Raw genomic sequence first — 13242 nt, forward strand, 5'->3', positions numbered from 1 at the left:
ATTCCCGGAATCACTCCGGCAAACGATAATCCAGCAGGCGCCCCTGGCGCATGTCGAACAACTTCCCCGTCTCGGCATAATCCGGCGCGACCAGCGGCAGGATGGCCCTGGCGACCTCCGAGGGATGCTGCACGGTCGAGGGATCCTCGCCGGGGATCGCCTGGGCGCGCATGGCGGTGCGGGTGGCGCCGGGATCGAGCGCGGTGATGCGGAGCGCCGTGCGCTGCGTCTCGCCGGCCCAGGTGCGCGCCAGCGCCTCGACGGCGGCCTTGGAGGCCGAGTAGGGCCCCCAGAAGGGCTTGCACTTGTGCGCGGCGCTGGACGAGAGGATGACGGCGCGGCCGGCGTCCGACTTCAAGAGCAGCGGCTCGACCGAGCGGATGAGCCGCCAGGTGGACGTGACGTTGATCGTCATCACCCTCTCGAACACCTTCGCCTCGACATGGCCGATCGGCGAGATCGTGCCGAGCACGCCGGCATTCGCCACGAGGATGTCGAGCTTGCCCCAGCGCTCGAAGATCGAGCCGCCGAGCTTGTCGATCGCCGGCATGTCGGCGAGGTCGAAGGGCACCAGCGTCGCCGCGCCGCCGGCGGCCTTGATCGCATCGTCCAGTTCTTCCAGGCCGCCGACCGTGCGGGCGCAGGCGATGACATGCGCACCGGCCTTCGCGAGTTCGAGGGCGGTGAAATAGCCGATGCCGCGCGACGCGCCGGTGACCAGCGCGAGGCGGCCTTTCAGGTCGATGCTCATGATGTCTTCAATTATCCGTTGCTTGCCAGAACCGAGACCTTCCGTCCCATCGTCTCGCCTTCCTTGTCAAGGAGGCGCGTCGGATAGTCGCCGGTGAAGTAGTGGTCGGTGAACTGCGGACGGGCCGGGTTGCGGTCCTCGCCGCCGACGGCGCGGTAGAGCCCGTCGATGGAGAGGAATTCCAGCGAATCCGCGCCTATATACTTCGCCATCGCCTTGACGTCGTTGTACTGGTTGGCGAGCAGCTTGTCCCGGTCGGGCGTGTCGATGCCGTAGAAGTCGGGGTAGAAGATCATCGGGCTGGCGACGCGGATATGCACTTCCTTCGCGCCCGCATCGCGGATCATCTGCACGATCTTCAGCGACGTCGTGCCGCGCACGATCGAATCGTCGACGAGGATGACGCGCTTGCCGGCGATCATCGCGCGGTTGGCCGAATGCTTCAGCTTGACGCCGAAGGCGCGGATCTGCTGTGTCGGCTCGATGAAGGTGCGGCCGACATAGTGGTTGCGGATGATGCCGTATTCGAACGGGATGCCGCTCTCCTGCGCATAGCCGAGCGCGGCGGGCGTGCCGCCGTCCGGCACCGGCACGACGACGTCGCCCTCGACCGGGTGCTCCTTGGCAAGGTTCATGCCCATGTTCTTGCGCGCGACATAGACCGAGCGGCCGCCGACGACGGAATCGGGGCGGGCGAAATAGACATATTCGAAGAGGCAGAGGCGCTCCGGCTGCGGATTGCCCGATTTCTTGGCCTCGATGGTGATCGAGCCGTCCGGCTGGATCTCGCAGACGATGATCTCGCCGTTCTCGACGTCACGGATGTATTTCGCGCCGATGATGTCGAGCGCGCAGGTTTCCGAGGCGAAGATCGGCTTGCCGTCGAGCTCGCCCATGACGAGCGGGCGGATGCCCGTGGGGTCGCGCGCGGCGATCAGCTTGGTGCGGGTGATGCCGAGCATCGAATAGCCGCCTTCCATCTGGCGGATGGCGTCGATGAAGCGGTCCGTCGTGGAGGTGTAGCGCGAGCGGGCGATGAGGTGGAGCACGACCTCCGTGTCCGAGGTCGACTGACAGATCGCGCCGCCGGCGATGATCTGCCGGCGCAGCGTCAGGCCGTTGGTGAAGTTGCCGTTATGGGCGACGGCGATGCCGCCGACTTCCAGTTCCGCAAAGAGCGGCTGCACGTTGCGCAGCGCCACTTCCCCGGTGGTGGAATAGCGGGTGTGGCCGATCGCCATGTTGCCGGGGAGCTTTGCGAGCGTCACCGGGTTCGTATAGTGGTCGCCGACGAGGCCCATATGCTTTTCCGTGTGGAACTGCTTGCCGTCGAAGGAGACGATGCCGGCGGCTTCCTGGCCACGGTGCTGCAGCGCGTGCAGGCCGAGCGCCGTCAGCGTCGCGGCTTCCGGATGGCCGAGAATGCCGAAGACGCCGCACTCCTCGTGAAGCGTATCGCCGTCGAGATCGTCGTCGTGGCGGCCGGGAAACTGGAAGTCGCTCATTGCTGCAAGCCTTTGCTCGGGACCGTAAGAGGTTGCACGGGGTTCTGGGTCGTTCGGCAAGGCCCATATGGGCATTGCCGAAAGCATTTGCCACCGAGGCCCGGAAGCGTCAGTGGCTGATGATCTATCCTACCAAAAAATCGGGGAGCCTGCCTTCGCCATTTCTCGCGAGTGTCGGCTCCCCTGATCGCTTGTCATCCGTTCGTGGCGGGCGTCTCTTCGGCGGGCGCCTGGTTCGTGCCGCCGGTGGCGCCGTCCGGGTCCTCCGTGCCGCCTTCGCCCTCGGCCGGCTTGCCGCGCAGGCGGTCGAGAATCGTCGCGTCGGCGTCCTCCGGCAGGAGCGCCACGAGGCGCGAGCCGAGATTGTCGAGCAGCGGCTTGGACTTCGCCGTGGTGACCCAGGAGGGCTGCTGCTGCGGGGCGACCAGCCAGTTGAAGAACAGCATGGCGACGACGACGAGCAGGATACCGCGGGCCGCGCCGAACAGGAAGCCGAGCGTGCGGTCGAGCGCGCCGATGCGGCTGTCGATGATGAAATCGGCAATCCGCATGGTGATGAAGGAGATCACGATGAGCGCGACGAGGAAGACGGCGGCGGCCGAGCCGACCATCGCGACCGTGTCGCTCGTCGTATAGTCCTTCGCATAGGGCAGGAGGACCGGATAGAGGAAATAGGCGGCTGCCGCGGCACCCACCCAGCTGGCGACGGAAAGCACCTCGCGCGAGAAGCCGCGCACCATCGCCAGCACGGCGGAGAACAGCGCGACGCCGATGACGATACCGTCGAGAATTGTGATGGGCATGTTCGTCCTACTCCAAACCCGAAATGTCGTCGGGCCCCGTACCGCTCAAGCGGGGGGCACCTTAGCGGAAGGCGTGTCCGTCGTCTCAGTTCGGCACGATGCCGCCCCATGTTTCCCACAAGGCTTTGTCGACCGCCGGGGCGTCAAACGTCCTCGTCCTCCCGCTTCAGGGCGCTTTTCGATCCGGCAATGCGCGCCACCAGGTCCGGCAGGCTGTCTATCTCGTTCCAGCGGCCGCCGGCGCCCTTGGGCAGATCGGCGGAGCCGGCAGGGAGCACGGCCTGCGAAAAACCCAGCTTTTCCGCCTCCTTGAGGCGCTGGGCGGTGTGCGCAACCGGGCGAATGGCGCCCGACAGGCTGACTTCGCCGAAATAGACGCAATCGGCCGGAAGGGCAAGACCGGCAAGCGAGGAAACCAGCGCCGAGGCGACCGCAAGATCCGCCGCCGGTTCCGAGATGCGATAGCCGCCCGCCACGTTGAGGTAGACGTCGTGCTGCCCGAGCCGGACGCCGCAATGGGCCTCCAGCACGGCGAGGATCATCGAGAGCCGCGCCGAATCCCAGCCGACGACCGCCCGGCGCGGCGTGCCGAGGGAGGTGGGGGCGACGAGCGCCTGCACCTCGACCAGCACCGGCCGCGTGCCTTCCATGCCGGCGAAGACCGCCGCGCCCGGCGATTTGGCATTGCGCTCGCCGAGGAAGAGCTCGGAGGGGTTGGAGACCTCGCGCAGGCCCTTGTCGGACATTTCGAAGACGCCGATCTCGTCCGTCGGGCCGAAGCGGTTCTTGACGGTGCGCAGGATGCGGTAGTGGTGGCCGCGGTCGCCCTCGAAATAGAGCACGGCATCGACCATGTGCTCGACGACGCGCGGGCCGGCGATCTGGCCTTCCTTGGTGACATGGCCGACCAGCACCATGGCGGCGCCGGTCTGCTTGGCGAAGCGGATCATCGCCTGCACGCCGGTGCGCACCTGCGTCACTGTCCCGGGCGCGGCCTCGGCTGTATCGCTCCACAGCGTCTGGATCGAATCGATGATGACGAGATCCGGCCGCTTGCCTTCGCCGACGGTGGCGAGGATGTCCTCGACATTGGTCTCGGCGGCAAGCAGCACGTCGGTCTCGGCGGCCTGCAGGCGCTGGGCGCGCAGGCGCACCTGCGCCACGGCCTCCTCGCCCGAGACGTAGATGATGCGGTGGCCGCGGCGGGAGAGGGCGGCGGCGGCCTGCATCAAGAGCGTCGACTTGCCGATGCCGGGATCGCCGCCGATCAGGACGGCCGAGCCGCGCACGAAACCGCCGCCGGTCGCCCGGTCGAGTTCGCCGATGCCGGTGTGGATGCGCGGCGCCTCCTCGATCTCGCCCGAAAGCGCCGTCAGCGCGACGGGGCGGCCCTTCTTCGGCACCTTGCCGGGGCCGGAGCCGATGCCGCCCATCGGGTCTTCCTCGACGACGGTGTTCCACTCGCCGCAGCCCTCGCATTTCCCGACCCAGCGGGAATGCGCGGTGCCGCAGTTCTGGCAGACGAATTGGGTGCGGGCTTTCGCCATCGGGTCTCGCTTTGCGAAATGCTGTATCTGACGCAATCCCGGACGGAAAACCGCTTCGCCCTCTTCCTGGAACTGCTTTGGGAATCGCTCCGCAAGCCATTAGCACAAAACAGGAACGTGTCCTATTTTTTCGCGGCCTCGTAGCGCCGTTCGTAGCGGCTGCCGAGGCTGGTCAGGAGTTCGTAGTCGATCGTGCCGCCGGCGCGGGCCACGTCCTCGATGGGCATGTTGCGGCCGAAGAGCTCGATGAAGTCGCCGGCCCGGACGCTGCCCTGCGGCAGGTCCGTCACGTCGAAATGCGTGAGGTCCATGGTGACACGGCCGATCAGCGGCACCATGCGGCCGTGCAGGACGCCGCTGGCGCCCGGGATGTTCGTCTTGCGCAGCGGCACGCCGGAGCCGGAAAGCGCCCGCATGTAGCCGTCCGCATAGCCGACCGCGGCGACGGCGATGCGCGTGTCGCGGGAAAAGACGGTGGTGGCGCCGTAGCTGACGCTTTCGCCGGCCTTCGCCTCGCGCACCTGCAGGATGCGCGCCTCGGCGGTAACGACGGGTTTCATCGGGTTCGGCACGTCGTTAACGGCCGCCCCGCCATAGAGCGAAATGCCGGGGCGGGTGAGGGTGAAGTGATAGTCCTCGCCGAGGAAGATGCCGGCCGAGTTGGCGAGCGTTGCATCGATGCCGTCGAAGGCGTCGACGGCGGTGCGGAAACGCTGGAGCTGCTGGCGGTTGAGCGGATGGTTCGGGTCATCCGCGCAGGCGAGGTGGCTGAGCAGCATGATCGGCGAAAAGCTCGCCGGCCGCGCGACGTCGCCGGCAAGCGCCAGCGCATCCTCAACACGCAGGCCGAGCCGGCTCATGCCGGTATCGACATGCAGCACGCAGGGATGGTCGCGTCCGTCGGAAACGGCGGCCATGAAGACGGCGAGCTGTTCCTCCGAGGCGATGACGGGCACGAGGTCGAATTCGAAGAACAGCCGCTCGGAACCGGCCCACATGCCCGACAGCACATAGAGGCGCGCATCCGGCAATACGGCGCGCAGCGCCGCGCCTTCCGCAGGCGTGGCGACGAAGAAGTCGCGCGCGCCCGCCATGTGAAAGGTCCTGGCGGCCGGCTCCAGCCCGATGCCGTAGGCGTCGGCCTTCAGCACCGCGGCGGTGCGGGCGGCGCCCGAGCGCCGCGCCATCGCGCGCCAGTTGTCGGCAAGGGCCGAAAGGTCGATGGTCAGGCGGGCATGGTCCTCGCCGGCGACGGGCAGGGTGGATCGGGCGTGCGTGTGGTGCGTGCTCATCTTCCTGAAATACAGCCTGTGGACCATGGCGGCAATACGCTCGCCTGCCGCATTGCCGCCGGGCGGGGCCGCCTCTATGGTGCCGCGCCGAAAGGGAGAACATCATGCGGGGAGGGATGAAGGCGGCCTTGGGAGCGATGGCGACCGTCCTTGCGGGCCAGGCCCCGGCGGCGGCGCAGGACGCTCCCACGGATGCCGGGATGCGCGAGGCGCATGCCGTGCTGCTCGGCCTTGCCCAGGACGGCGTGGCGCCGGTGCGCGAGGCCGGCGCGGACATCTACTATTCGATCGTCGACAATCCCAACGCGCCGCGGCTGGTGACGCGGCTGGAAGTCTCCGGCGCGCCCTGCCGCGCCCGCACGATCTCCGCCCTGCAGTTCCCGGAAAGATGGGCGACGCTGACGATCGGCCTCATCGACCTCAGCCGCGTAACGATGGCCATCGCCTATGCCTCCGTCGACGACATGATCGCGGAGGCCAAGCCTGTTCCGCTCGCTTCGCCCGAAGCGGAGCAGGTCGTGCTGACCGGAGCGGGACTTTACTGTTCGAGCCGCCTGTCGCTCTCCGGCAGGAGCGATGCCGCGGACGAAACCTGCACGGACAGGCTGGACCTGCCGATGATGGACGAGGAGCAGAAGGCACGCGGCCGGCAGGTGCTGGCCATCGTGGCGGACTTCTGCAAGGCCCCGGCCTTCGGAGGGAAGTGACGGGCGACAGGGAAACGCCCTCATCCGGCCTGCCGGCCACGTTCTCCCCGTAAACGGGGAGAAGGGGATGTGCCTGTGCCGGTTTCCCCGATCAATGACCGCTCGCGGGGCAGGTCCCCTCTCCCCGCTTGCGGGGTGAGGGGCACGCGCCCCGTCCGTCAGTGCTCGTACTGGCTGAAGGACGGGTCGGCGAGGTCGGTGAAGCGGGTGTATTCCGACTGGAAGGCGAGTTTCACCGTGCCGGTCGGTCCGTGGCGCTGCTTGGCGATGATGACATCCGCCGTGCCCTTCACCTTCTCGAACTGCATCTTCCATTCTTCGTATTTCGGGTCGAACTCGTCGCGCGGCTCCAGGTTCTTCACGTAATATTCCTCGCGGAACACGAAGAGCACCACGTCGGCGTCCTGCTCGATCGAGCCCGATTCGCGCAGGTCGGAGAGCTGCGGGCGCTTGTCCTCGCGGCTTTCCACCTGACGGGAAAGCTGGGAGAGAGCGATGATCGGCACGTTCAGCTCCTTGCCGAGCGCTTTCAGGCCCGTGGTGATCTGGGTGATCTCCTGCACGCGGTTGTCGCTTGATTTGCCGGAGCCGGTCATCAGCTGGATATAGTCCACCACAAGGCAATCGAGGCCGCGCTGGCGCTTCAGGCGGCGCGCGCGGGCGGAAAGCTGGGCGATGGAGATGCCGCCGGTCTGGTCGATATAGAGCGGGACCTTCTGCATCATTTGGCTGCAGGCGACGAGCTTTTCGAAGTCGGCCTCGGAAATGTCGCCGCGGCGGATCTTCGAGGACGAAACTTCCGTCTGCTCGGAGATGATGCGGGTGGCGAGCTGCTCGGAGGACATTTCGAGCGAGTAGAAGCCGACGACGCCGCCGTTCTTCGCCTTGAACGAGCCGTCCGCCTGGACTTCCGGCTCATAGGCGGCGGCGATGTTGTAGGCGATGTTGGTGGCAAGCGAGGTCTTGCCCATGCCGGGACGGCCGGCAAGCACGATGAGGTCCGAACGCTGCAGGCCGCCCATGCGGGCGTCGAGCGAGTGGATGCCGGTCGAGATGCCCGACAGCGAGCCGTCGCGCTCGAAGGCGGCGCCGGCCATGTCGATCGCCAGCGCGACGGCATCGTTGAAGGACTGGAAGCCGCCGTCGTAGCGGCCCGTCTCGGCCAGCTCGAACAGGCGCCGTTCGGCATCCTCGATCTGGGTCTGCGGCGGCATGTCGAGCGGCGCGTCATAGGCGATGTTGACCATGTCCTCGCCGATATTGATCAGCGAGCGGCGCAGCGCCAGGTCGTAGATCGCCCGGCCGTAGTCCTCCGCGTTGATGATCGTCACGGCCTCGGCGGCAAGGCGCGCGAGATATTGCGGGATCGTGAGATCCCCCACCTTGCCGTCGGCCGGCAGGTGCGTCTTCAGCGTGATCGTCGTCGCGATCTTGCCCATGCGGATCGTGTCGCCGGCGAGCTCGTAGATCTTGCGGTGCAGCGGCTCGTTGAAGTGCATGGGCTTCAGGAAGTCCGAGACGCGGTAATAGGCGTCGTTGTTGACGAGGATCGCGCCGAGCAGCGCCTGCTCCGCCTCGATGTTGCTGGGTGCCTCGCGGTGATGCAGCTCCGCATTGTCGCGGCCGGCCTGGCTGAGCTTGCGCACGGCGTCGTTCATCGTCCCGAATCTCCCCATCCCTGTTTGCGAAGGCCGCTGGTTTGGTTGCTTTGCCGCCGGGGGTCAAGCGCTTCCGACTCACCCCGTCCATTAAGCCCGGTCTTAGACTTTTCCACAGGCGGCAGGGACACAGCAAGCCCGGATTCCGCCGGGCCTGCTGGCTTTCGGTTGACACCGCTTCCGAATCTCAGAGCGAGGCCTCCTGGGGGAATTGCCGCGCGCCGCGCCGTTCGCCCTTCGGATTGCCTTCATGCGCCTTGAGGCAATCCTCGCCGCGCCCGATATATTCGCGCGTCAGCGGCACGGCCTGCTGGTCGTGCGCCAGCTGGAGCTGGAAGACGACGAGGTTCTGCCAGCGGAAGGCGCTCTCGGAGGCGGCGAGATAGAACTCCCAGATCCGGCAGAATTTCTCGTCGTAAAGCGCCTTTGCCTCCTCGCGCCGGGCCATGAAGCGTTCCCGCCAATGGCGCAGCGTCTCGGCATAGTGCAGGCGCAGGATCTCCACGTCCGTCACGGCAAGGCCGCTCTTTTCCACAGCCTGCATGACCTCCGAGAGGGCCGGGATATAGCCGCCGGGGAAGATGTACTTCTCGATGAACGGATTGTTGGCCGAGGGGCGGTCCGTGCGGCCGATCGTGTGCAGCAGCATCACGCCGTCCCGCTTCAGGAGCGCGGCGCTCTTCCTGAAGAAGGTGAGATAGTTCGGCCGGCCGACATGCTCGAACATGCCCACGGAGACGATGCGGTCGAACGGACCTTCCGTGTTGCGGTAATCCTGCAGCAGGAAGTTCACCTCGCCCGTCAATCCGGCCTCGCGCGCCCGCTTTTCGGAAAGGGCGTGCTGCTCGTCGGAGAGCGTCACGCCCGTCACCTTGGCGCCGAGCTGGCGGGCGAGGTAGAGCGCCATGCCGCCCCAGCCGCTGCCGATGTCGAGCACGCTCTGGCCCGGGCGGTTGATGTTGAGCTTGGCCGCGATGTGGCGCTTCTTGGCGAGCTGCGCCTCGTCGAGCGTCTGGTCCGGCCGCTCGAAATAGGCGCAGGAATATTGCCGGTCCTGATCGAGGAAGAGGTCGTAGAGCGCGCCGGTGAGGTCATAGTGGTGCTGGACGTTCCTGCGCGAGCGCACGATGCTGTTCTTCTCCCGCGCCCAGCGGAAGAGATAGCGCACCCGCTCCAGGAGACGGTTCCAGCGGCTGTCGTAATATTTGAAGTCGGGATTGCCGGTAAAGACGGTCTTCAGGAGGCCGTAGATGTCGCCCTCCACGATGTCGATATCGCCGGTGCCATAATGGTGCCCGAGATAATAGGCAGGGTCGAAGGCAAGGCCCCAGACCGCTTTCTTCGTGTTGAGACGCATATGGACGGGGTTTCCGGTGCCGTCGCCGAAGCGCTGGCGGGTGCCGTCCGGATAGGTGATCGTCAGATTTCCAGTCTCGACGAGGCGGGAAACGAGGGCCTGTACAATGAATTTCATTCGCTAAACTCCGTCGCGCTTAAAAAATCTGGCGGAACGGGTCTGGTCGGAAACCGGCCTGGGAAGCGGCCCGACCGCCAATCCAGTCTAACGACCTATAAATATTGATGTGAAAAGCCGGATTTCAAGCCGTGCTTTTTGGCCATCGAAAAAACAACGGGCCGGCAGAGCCGGCCCGTCAGGCTGTCAATTGGGGAGCCGGCAGGGCCGGCCCACGTCCGATATCAGGCTTCGTCGTCTTCGCCGTCGGCTTCCGGATCGAAGAAGTCTTCCGGCTTCAGGGCGTCCTCGTCCACGCCGTAGATGGCGTCGGCGGAGGTCAGGCTTTCGCCCTTTGCCTGGCGCTCGGCTTCGTCGGCGGAGCGGGCGACGTTGATTTCGATGGTGATCTCGACTTCGGCATGCAGGTGCAGGACGACCTTGTGCAGGCCGATCGCCTTGATCGGGGTGTTGAGCTCGACCTGGTTGCGGCCGACGTTGAAGCCTTCGGCAGCCAGCGCCTCGATGATGTCGCGGGCAGCGACCGAGCCGTAGAGCTGGCCGGTTTCGCCGGCGGAGCGGACGATGACGAAGGACTTGCCGTCGAGCTTCTCGGCGACCGACTGGGCTTCCGACTTGCGCTCGAGGTTGCGGGCTTCGAGCGTCGCACGCTCGGATTCGAAGCGCTTCTTGTTGGCTTCGTTGGCGCGCAGCGCCTTGCCGAGCGGCAGCAGGTAGTTACGGGCGAAGCCGTCGCGAACCTTCACGGTTTCGCCCATCTGGCCGAGCTTGGCGATGCGTTCGAGGAGAATGACGTCCATTTCGAGTTCCTTTCTGAATGTCAGGTGTTCTGGTTTTTCTTCTCTGCCGGGCCGGCGGGCGTCAGCGCGATGGTGCGCCGCGTGTCCATCAGGCCCAGAATGAGGATGGCGAAGACCGGTATCGTGAAGAGCAATACCGAGAGATAGGCGAACCACAGGGCAAACAGCCGCCACGGCTTGCCGCGCGTCCTGAAGTGCAGGCTCGCGAAGCCGGCAAGCACGAAACCGGCCCCGAAGGTGCCGCACACGAGCGCGCCGATGATCGCCGGCACGCCGCCCATGAAGGCGAGGACGAGGCCGGCGAGGAAGAAGAAGATCGCGTTGCGGTGCATGCGCAGCGTCGAGGGCATGTCCTCGCGCGGGCGAAGGCCCCGGCCGGAGACGCGCACGATGAAGGTCGCGATGTAATAGGCCGCAAACAGCAGGAAGACCCAGAGCGCGCCCTGCACCAGCGGCAGGGCCAGCGCGAAGATGGCCTTCAGCTGCGCGACGGCGGCGGCATCGGGGTTGTAGAGCGGCTCCTGCGCCTTCAGCGTCTGGATGACGATGTCGACGAGCTGGCTCGCCATGGCGCTGTCGTAGCCGACGATCGCGCCGACGGCGATCATGCCGAGCGTGACCATGACGGCGAGATGCGCGAGGATGTTGGACAGCGGATACCAGGCGAGCGCGTCTTCCGGGCCGCCGAGTTCGGAGGCGGGACGGGCGAGGTTGGCGAGGTTGGAAAGCCAGCCGGCCGGGATCAGCGTAATGATGACGATCAGAAGCGCGAAATGCGAGGAGACCAGCATGGAGGCGGTCGCACCGCCGGCAAGGACGGCGATCAGCGCGCTGGCATTGCCCCAGCCGAGGCCGGCAATGAGAATGGGAAGAGCGGACGCGGCGTAAAGCACGATCGCGAGAGTCGACTGCGCATTCGCGCTCAGCGAAAGCAGAGCGGCGGTCACACCGGCAATCAGGCCGGTCGCAATCGATGTCGGCGTCAGGGTCTTCACGGCTTCGCTGTCCTGTCCGGTCAGACAGTTAGAGGAGTTTCCTGACAAACCTGTTCAGGACCGTCTCCCCAACATGGGATTTTGACCTCTTTCAAGGTCGGCGGCTCCGATCCGCGCCCAACGCGGAAGGGAAATGGGGAAGGCGGCGGACCGTCTTCCCCTTGAGTCAAGCATCCCGGCCCGACGTCGAGTCAGGCCGCAGAGTCACATCCTTACGCTACGACGTAGGGCAGCAGGCCGAGGAAGCGGGCGCGCTTGATCGCCTTGGCGAGTTCGCGCTGCTTCTTCTGGGAAACGGCCGTGATACGGGACGGGACGATCTTGCCGCGCTCGGAAATGTAGCGCGACAGGAGACGGACGTCCTTGTAGTCGATCTTCGGAGCGTTCGCGCCCGAGAAGGGGCAGGTCTTGCGGCGGCGGTGGAACGGACGGCGTGCCGGAGCGGAAGAAACATCAGCCATAGTCAAAATCTCCTTCTGCTTCGATTACGCGCGGTCTTCGCGGGCCGGACGGTCGCCACGCGGCGGGCGGTCGCCGAAGTCGCGGCGCGGACGGTCGCCGAAATCGCGGCGCGGGCCGCGGTCGTCGCCATCACGACGCGGACGGTCGTCGCGGTCGCGCTTCTGCATCATGGCCGACGGGCCTTCCTCGTGGGCTTCCACGGCGATGGTCATGTAACGAAGAACGTCTTCGTTGATGCGCATCTGGCGTTCCATCTCGTGGATGGCGGCGGCCGGAGCGTCGATGTCCATCAGCGCGTAGTGCGCCTTGCGGTTCTTCTTGATGCGGTAGGTGAGGGACTTGAGGCCCCAGTTCTCGACCCGGCCGACCTTGCCGCCGAGCGATTCGATCACGCCCTTGTACTGTTCGACGAGAGCGTCGACCTGCTGGGCGGACACGTCCTGGCGGGCCAGGAAGACATGTTCGTAAAGAGCCATGTGGCTTTGCCTTTCTTGCGTTTACACCCGAAACCGGCGCCAAGCCTCAACGACAGTTCCCAAGGGCTTCAAGAAGCCGAAGCAAGAAAAGCGTTAATCCAGACGGTCGAGAGCGGAGACACGGGAGGCCGGAGCCCTTGGCTCCAAACGGCGGTCTTTCGGATCGCCGGCCCTCCGTTCAGCCACCAGCCGATTGATCGGGTGTGTTGAACAGCGCGCCTTATACGGATTTTCCGGCCGAAAGCAAGACCCAGGGCCAAATACAGGATCCCGGGCCGGAAATGCGCGCTGCCTCGTTTTGCGACAGGGCGGGAACCAAAATCGAGACGCCGCGTTGTTCATCCCGATCCAACCAGATGGAGTGACCGAAATGCAAGACCCGAACCTTGTCAATCGTCCCCCGGAAGATCGTGCGACGCGTCCGGTGGATGACCGCGGACCGACCGTCGTGAACCAGAGCGGCGGGAGCGGTACGGGCGGCTGGGCCGTCGCCGTGATCCTCGCAGTCCTCGTCGCGGTGGGCATCTTCTATTTCGTCGGCAGCGGAACGCCGGGTGACGGCGTCGACCCGAACGCCAACACGTCGGCCATCGGCACGACGGATACGGCGCCGGCCGGCGGCACGGCCACGGATGGCCAGGCGGGCGGTGCCACCGGCACGCAGCCGCTGGAAAGCCAGCCGGACGCTGGCGGTGCCGAGGGTGGTGCAACCACCACAAACCCGTAACGTCACCCGCATGGGGCAAACGAAAAACCCGCCGGAAACGGCGGG

Annotated in this window: 13 protein-coding genes; 2 read left to right on the top strand and 11 right to left on the bottom strand. The window is 66.0% G+C overall.

The features are described 5' to 3' along the window. Positions 1 to 10: 10 nt before the first annotated feature. The 5 genes from WMC41_RS06195 to alr form a co-directional block, all read right to left on the bottom strand. Positions 11 to 751, bottom strand: a complete 741-nt coding sequence (locus WMC41_RS06195; RefSeq protein WP_245082768.1) for an SDR family NAD(P)-dependent oxidoreductase — start codon at positions 749 to 751, stop codon at positions 11 to 13. Positions 752 to 762: 11 nt separating this feature from the next. Then, entirely contained in the window at positions 763 to 2256 is a 1494-nt protein-coding gene (gene purF / locus WMC41_RS06200) for an amidophosphoribosyltransferase (RefSeq protein ID WP_245082771.1), read from the bottom strand. 194 nt (positions 2257 to 2450) lie between these two features. Further along, on the bottom strand, positions 2451 to 3059 hold the full coding sequence (locus WMC41_RS06205) for a CvpA family protein (RefSeq protein ID WP_245082774.1): 609 nt from the start codon (positions 3057 to 3059) through the stop codon (positions 2451 to 2453). 143 nt (positions 3060 to 3202) lie between these two features. Then, complete coding sequence (radA, locus tag WMC41_RS06210) at positions 3203 to 4606, bottom strand: DNA repair protein RadA (RefSeq protein WP_245082781.1); 1404 nt, start codon at positions 4604 to 4606, stop codon at positions 3203 to 3205. A 122-nt stretch (positions 4607 to 4728) separates the two neighbouring features. Further along, positions 4729 to 5898 carry an alanine racemase gene (gene alr, locus WMC41_RS06215; RefSeq protein ID WP_432348285.1) on the bottom strand — a complete coding sequence of 390 codons (1170 nt, stop codon included), beginning with the start codon at positions 5896 to 5898 and terminating at the stop codon, positions 4729 to 4731. 104 nt (positions 5899 to 6002) lie between these two features. Here alr and WMC41_RS06220 point away from each other — a divergent pair, with 104 nt between their 5' ends. Continuing rightward, the gene (locus WMC41_RS06220; RefSeq protein ID WP_432347332.1) at positions 6003 to 6605 is read left to right on the top strand and encodes a hypothetical protein; all 603 of its coding nucleotides are present in this window, start codon (positions 6003 to 6005) and stop codon (positions 6603 to 6605) included. A gap of 158 nt (positions 6606 to 6763) precedes the next feature. Here the strand turns inward: WMC41_RS06220 and WMC41_RS06225 are convergent, their stop codons facing one another. From WMC41_RS06225 to rpsF, 6 genes are all read right to left on the bottom strand, one after another. Next, positions 6764 to 8263, bottom strand: coding sequence for a replicative DNA helicase (locus WMC41_RS06225; RefSeq protein ID WP_245082787.1), 1500 nt, complete (start codon positions 8261 to 8263; stop codon positions 6764 to 6766). 187 nt (positions 8264 to 8450) lie between these two features. Next, entirely contained in the window at positions 8451 to 9737 is a 1287-nt protein-coding gene (locus WMC41_RS06230; protein WP_245082789.1) for an SAM-dependent methyltransferase, read from the bottom strand. A 224-nt stretch (positions 9738 to 9961) separates the two neighbouring features. Beyond that, entirely contained in the window at positions 9962 to 10537 is a 576-nt protein-coding gene (gene rplI, locus WMC41_RS06235; protein ID WP_245082791.1) for a 50S ribosomal protein L9, read from the bottom strand. Between the two features lie 20 nt (positions 10538 to 10557). Beyond that, positions 10558 to 11532, bottom strand: coding sequence for a YybS family protein (locus tag WMC41_RS06240; RefSeq protein WP_245082793.1), 975 nt, complete (start codon positions 11530 to 11532; stop codon positions 10558 to 10560). Between the two features lie 212 nt (positions 11533 to 11744). Beyond that, positions 11745 to 11993, bottom strand: a complete 249-nt coding sequence (gene rpsR, locus WMC41_RS06245) for a 30S ribosomal protein S18 (RefSeq protein WP_023515801.1) — start codon at positions 11991 to 11993, stop codon at positions 11745 to 11747. A gap of 24 nt (positions 11994 to 12017) precedes the next feature. Then, positions 12018 to 12470: a 30S ribosomal protein S6 gene (gene rpsF / locus WMC41_RS06250; protein ID WP_023515802.1), complete on the bottom strand. Its 453-nt coding sequence runs from the start codon at positions 12468 to 12470 to the stop codon at positions 12018 to 12020. A 424-nt stretch (positions 12471 to 12894) separates the two neighbouring features. Between rpsF and WMC41_RS06255 the strand changes: the two genes are divergently transcribed. Continuing rightward, entirely contained in the window at positions 12895 to 13197 is a 303-nt protein-coding gene (locus tag WMC41_RS06255) for a hypothetical protein (RefSeq protein WP_432347333.1), read from the top strand. The last annotated feature ends 45 nt before the right edge of the window (positions 13198 to 13242 follow it).

The organism is Shinella yambaruensis (assembly GCF_050859155.1).
Classification (GTDB): Bacteria; Pseudomonadota; Alphaproteobacteria; order Rhizobiales; family Rhizobiaceae; genus Shinella; species Shinella yambaruensis.

What these genes read in the sequence shown, in the direction of transcription:
- WMC41_RS06195 (WP_245082768.1), bottom strand. Translation starts at nt 751, where the DNA reads ATGAGCATCGACCTGAAAGGCCGCCTCGCGCTGGTCACCGGCGCGTCG.
- purF (WP_245082771.1), bottom strand. Translation starts at nt 2,256, where the DNA reads ATGAGCGACTTCCAGTTTCCCGGCCGCCACGACGACGATCTCGACGGC.
- WMC41_RS06205 (WP_245082774.1), bottom strand. Translation starts at nt 3,059, where the DNA reads ATGCCCATCACAATTCTCGACGGTATCGTCATCGGCGTCGCGCTGTTC.
- radA (WP_245082781.1), bottom strand. Translation starts at nt 4,606, where the DNA reads ATGGCGAAAGCCCGCACCCAATTCGTCTGCCAGAACTGCGGCACCGCG.
- alr (WP_432348285.1), bottom strand. Translation starts at nt 5,898, where the DNA reads ATGAGCACGCACCACACGCACGCCCGATCCACCCTGCCCGTCGCCGGC.
- WMC41_RS06220 (WP_432347332.1), top strand. Translation starts at nt 6,003, where the DNA reads ATGCGGGGAGGGATGAAGGCGGCCTTGGGAGCGATGGCGACCGTCCTT.
- WMC41_RS06225 (WP_245082787.1), bottom strand. Translation starts at nt 8,263, where the DNA reads ATGAACGACGCCGTGCGCAAGCTCAGCCAGGCCGGCCGCGACAATGCG.
- WMC41_RS06230 (WP_245082789.1), bottom strand. Translation starts at nt 9,737, where the DNA reads ATGAAATTCATTGTACAGGCCCTCGTTTCCCGCCTCGTCGAGACTGGA.
- rplI (WP_245082791.1), bottom strand. Translation starts at nt 10,537, where the DNA reads ATGGACGTCATTCTCCTCGAACGCATCGCCAAGCTCGGCCAGATGGGC.
- rpsR (WP_023515801.1), bottom strand. Translation starts at nt 11,993, where the DNA reads ATGGCTGATGTTTCTTCCGCTCCGGCACGCCGTCCGTTCCACCGCCGC.
- rpsF (WP_023515802.1), bottom strand. Translation starts at nt 12,470, where the DNA reads ATGGCTCTTTACGAACATGTCTTCCTGGCCCGCCAGGACGTGTCCGCC.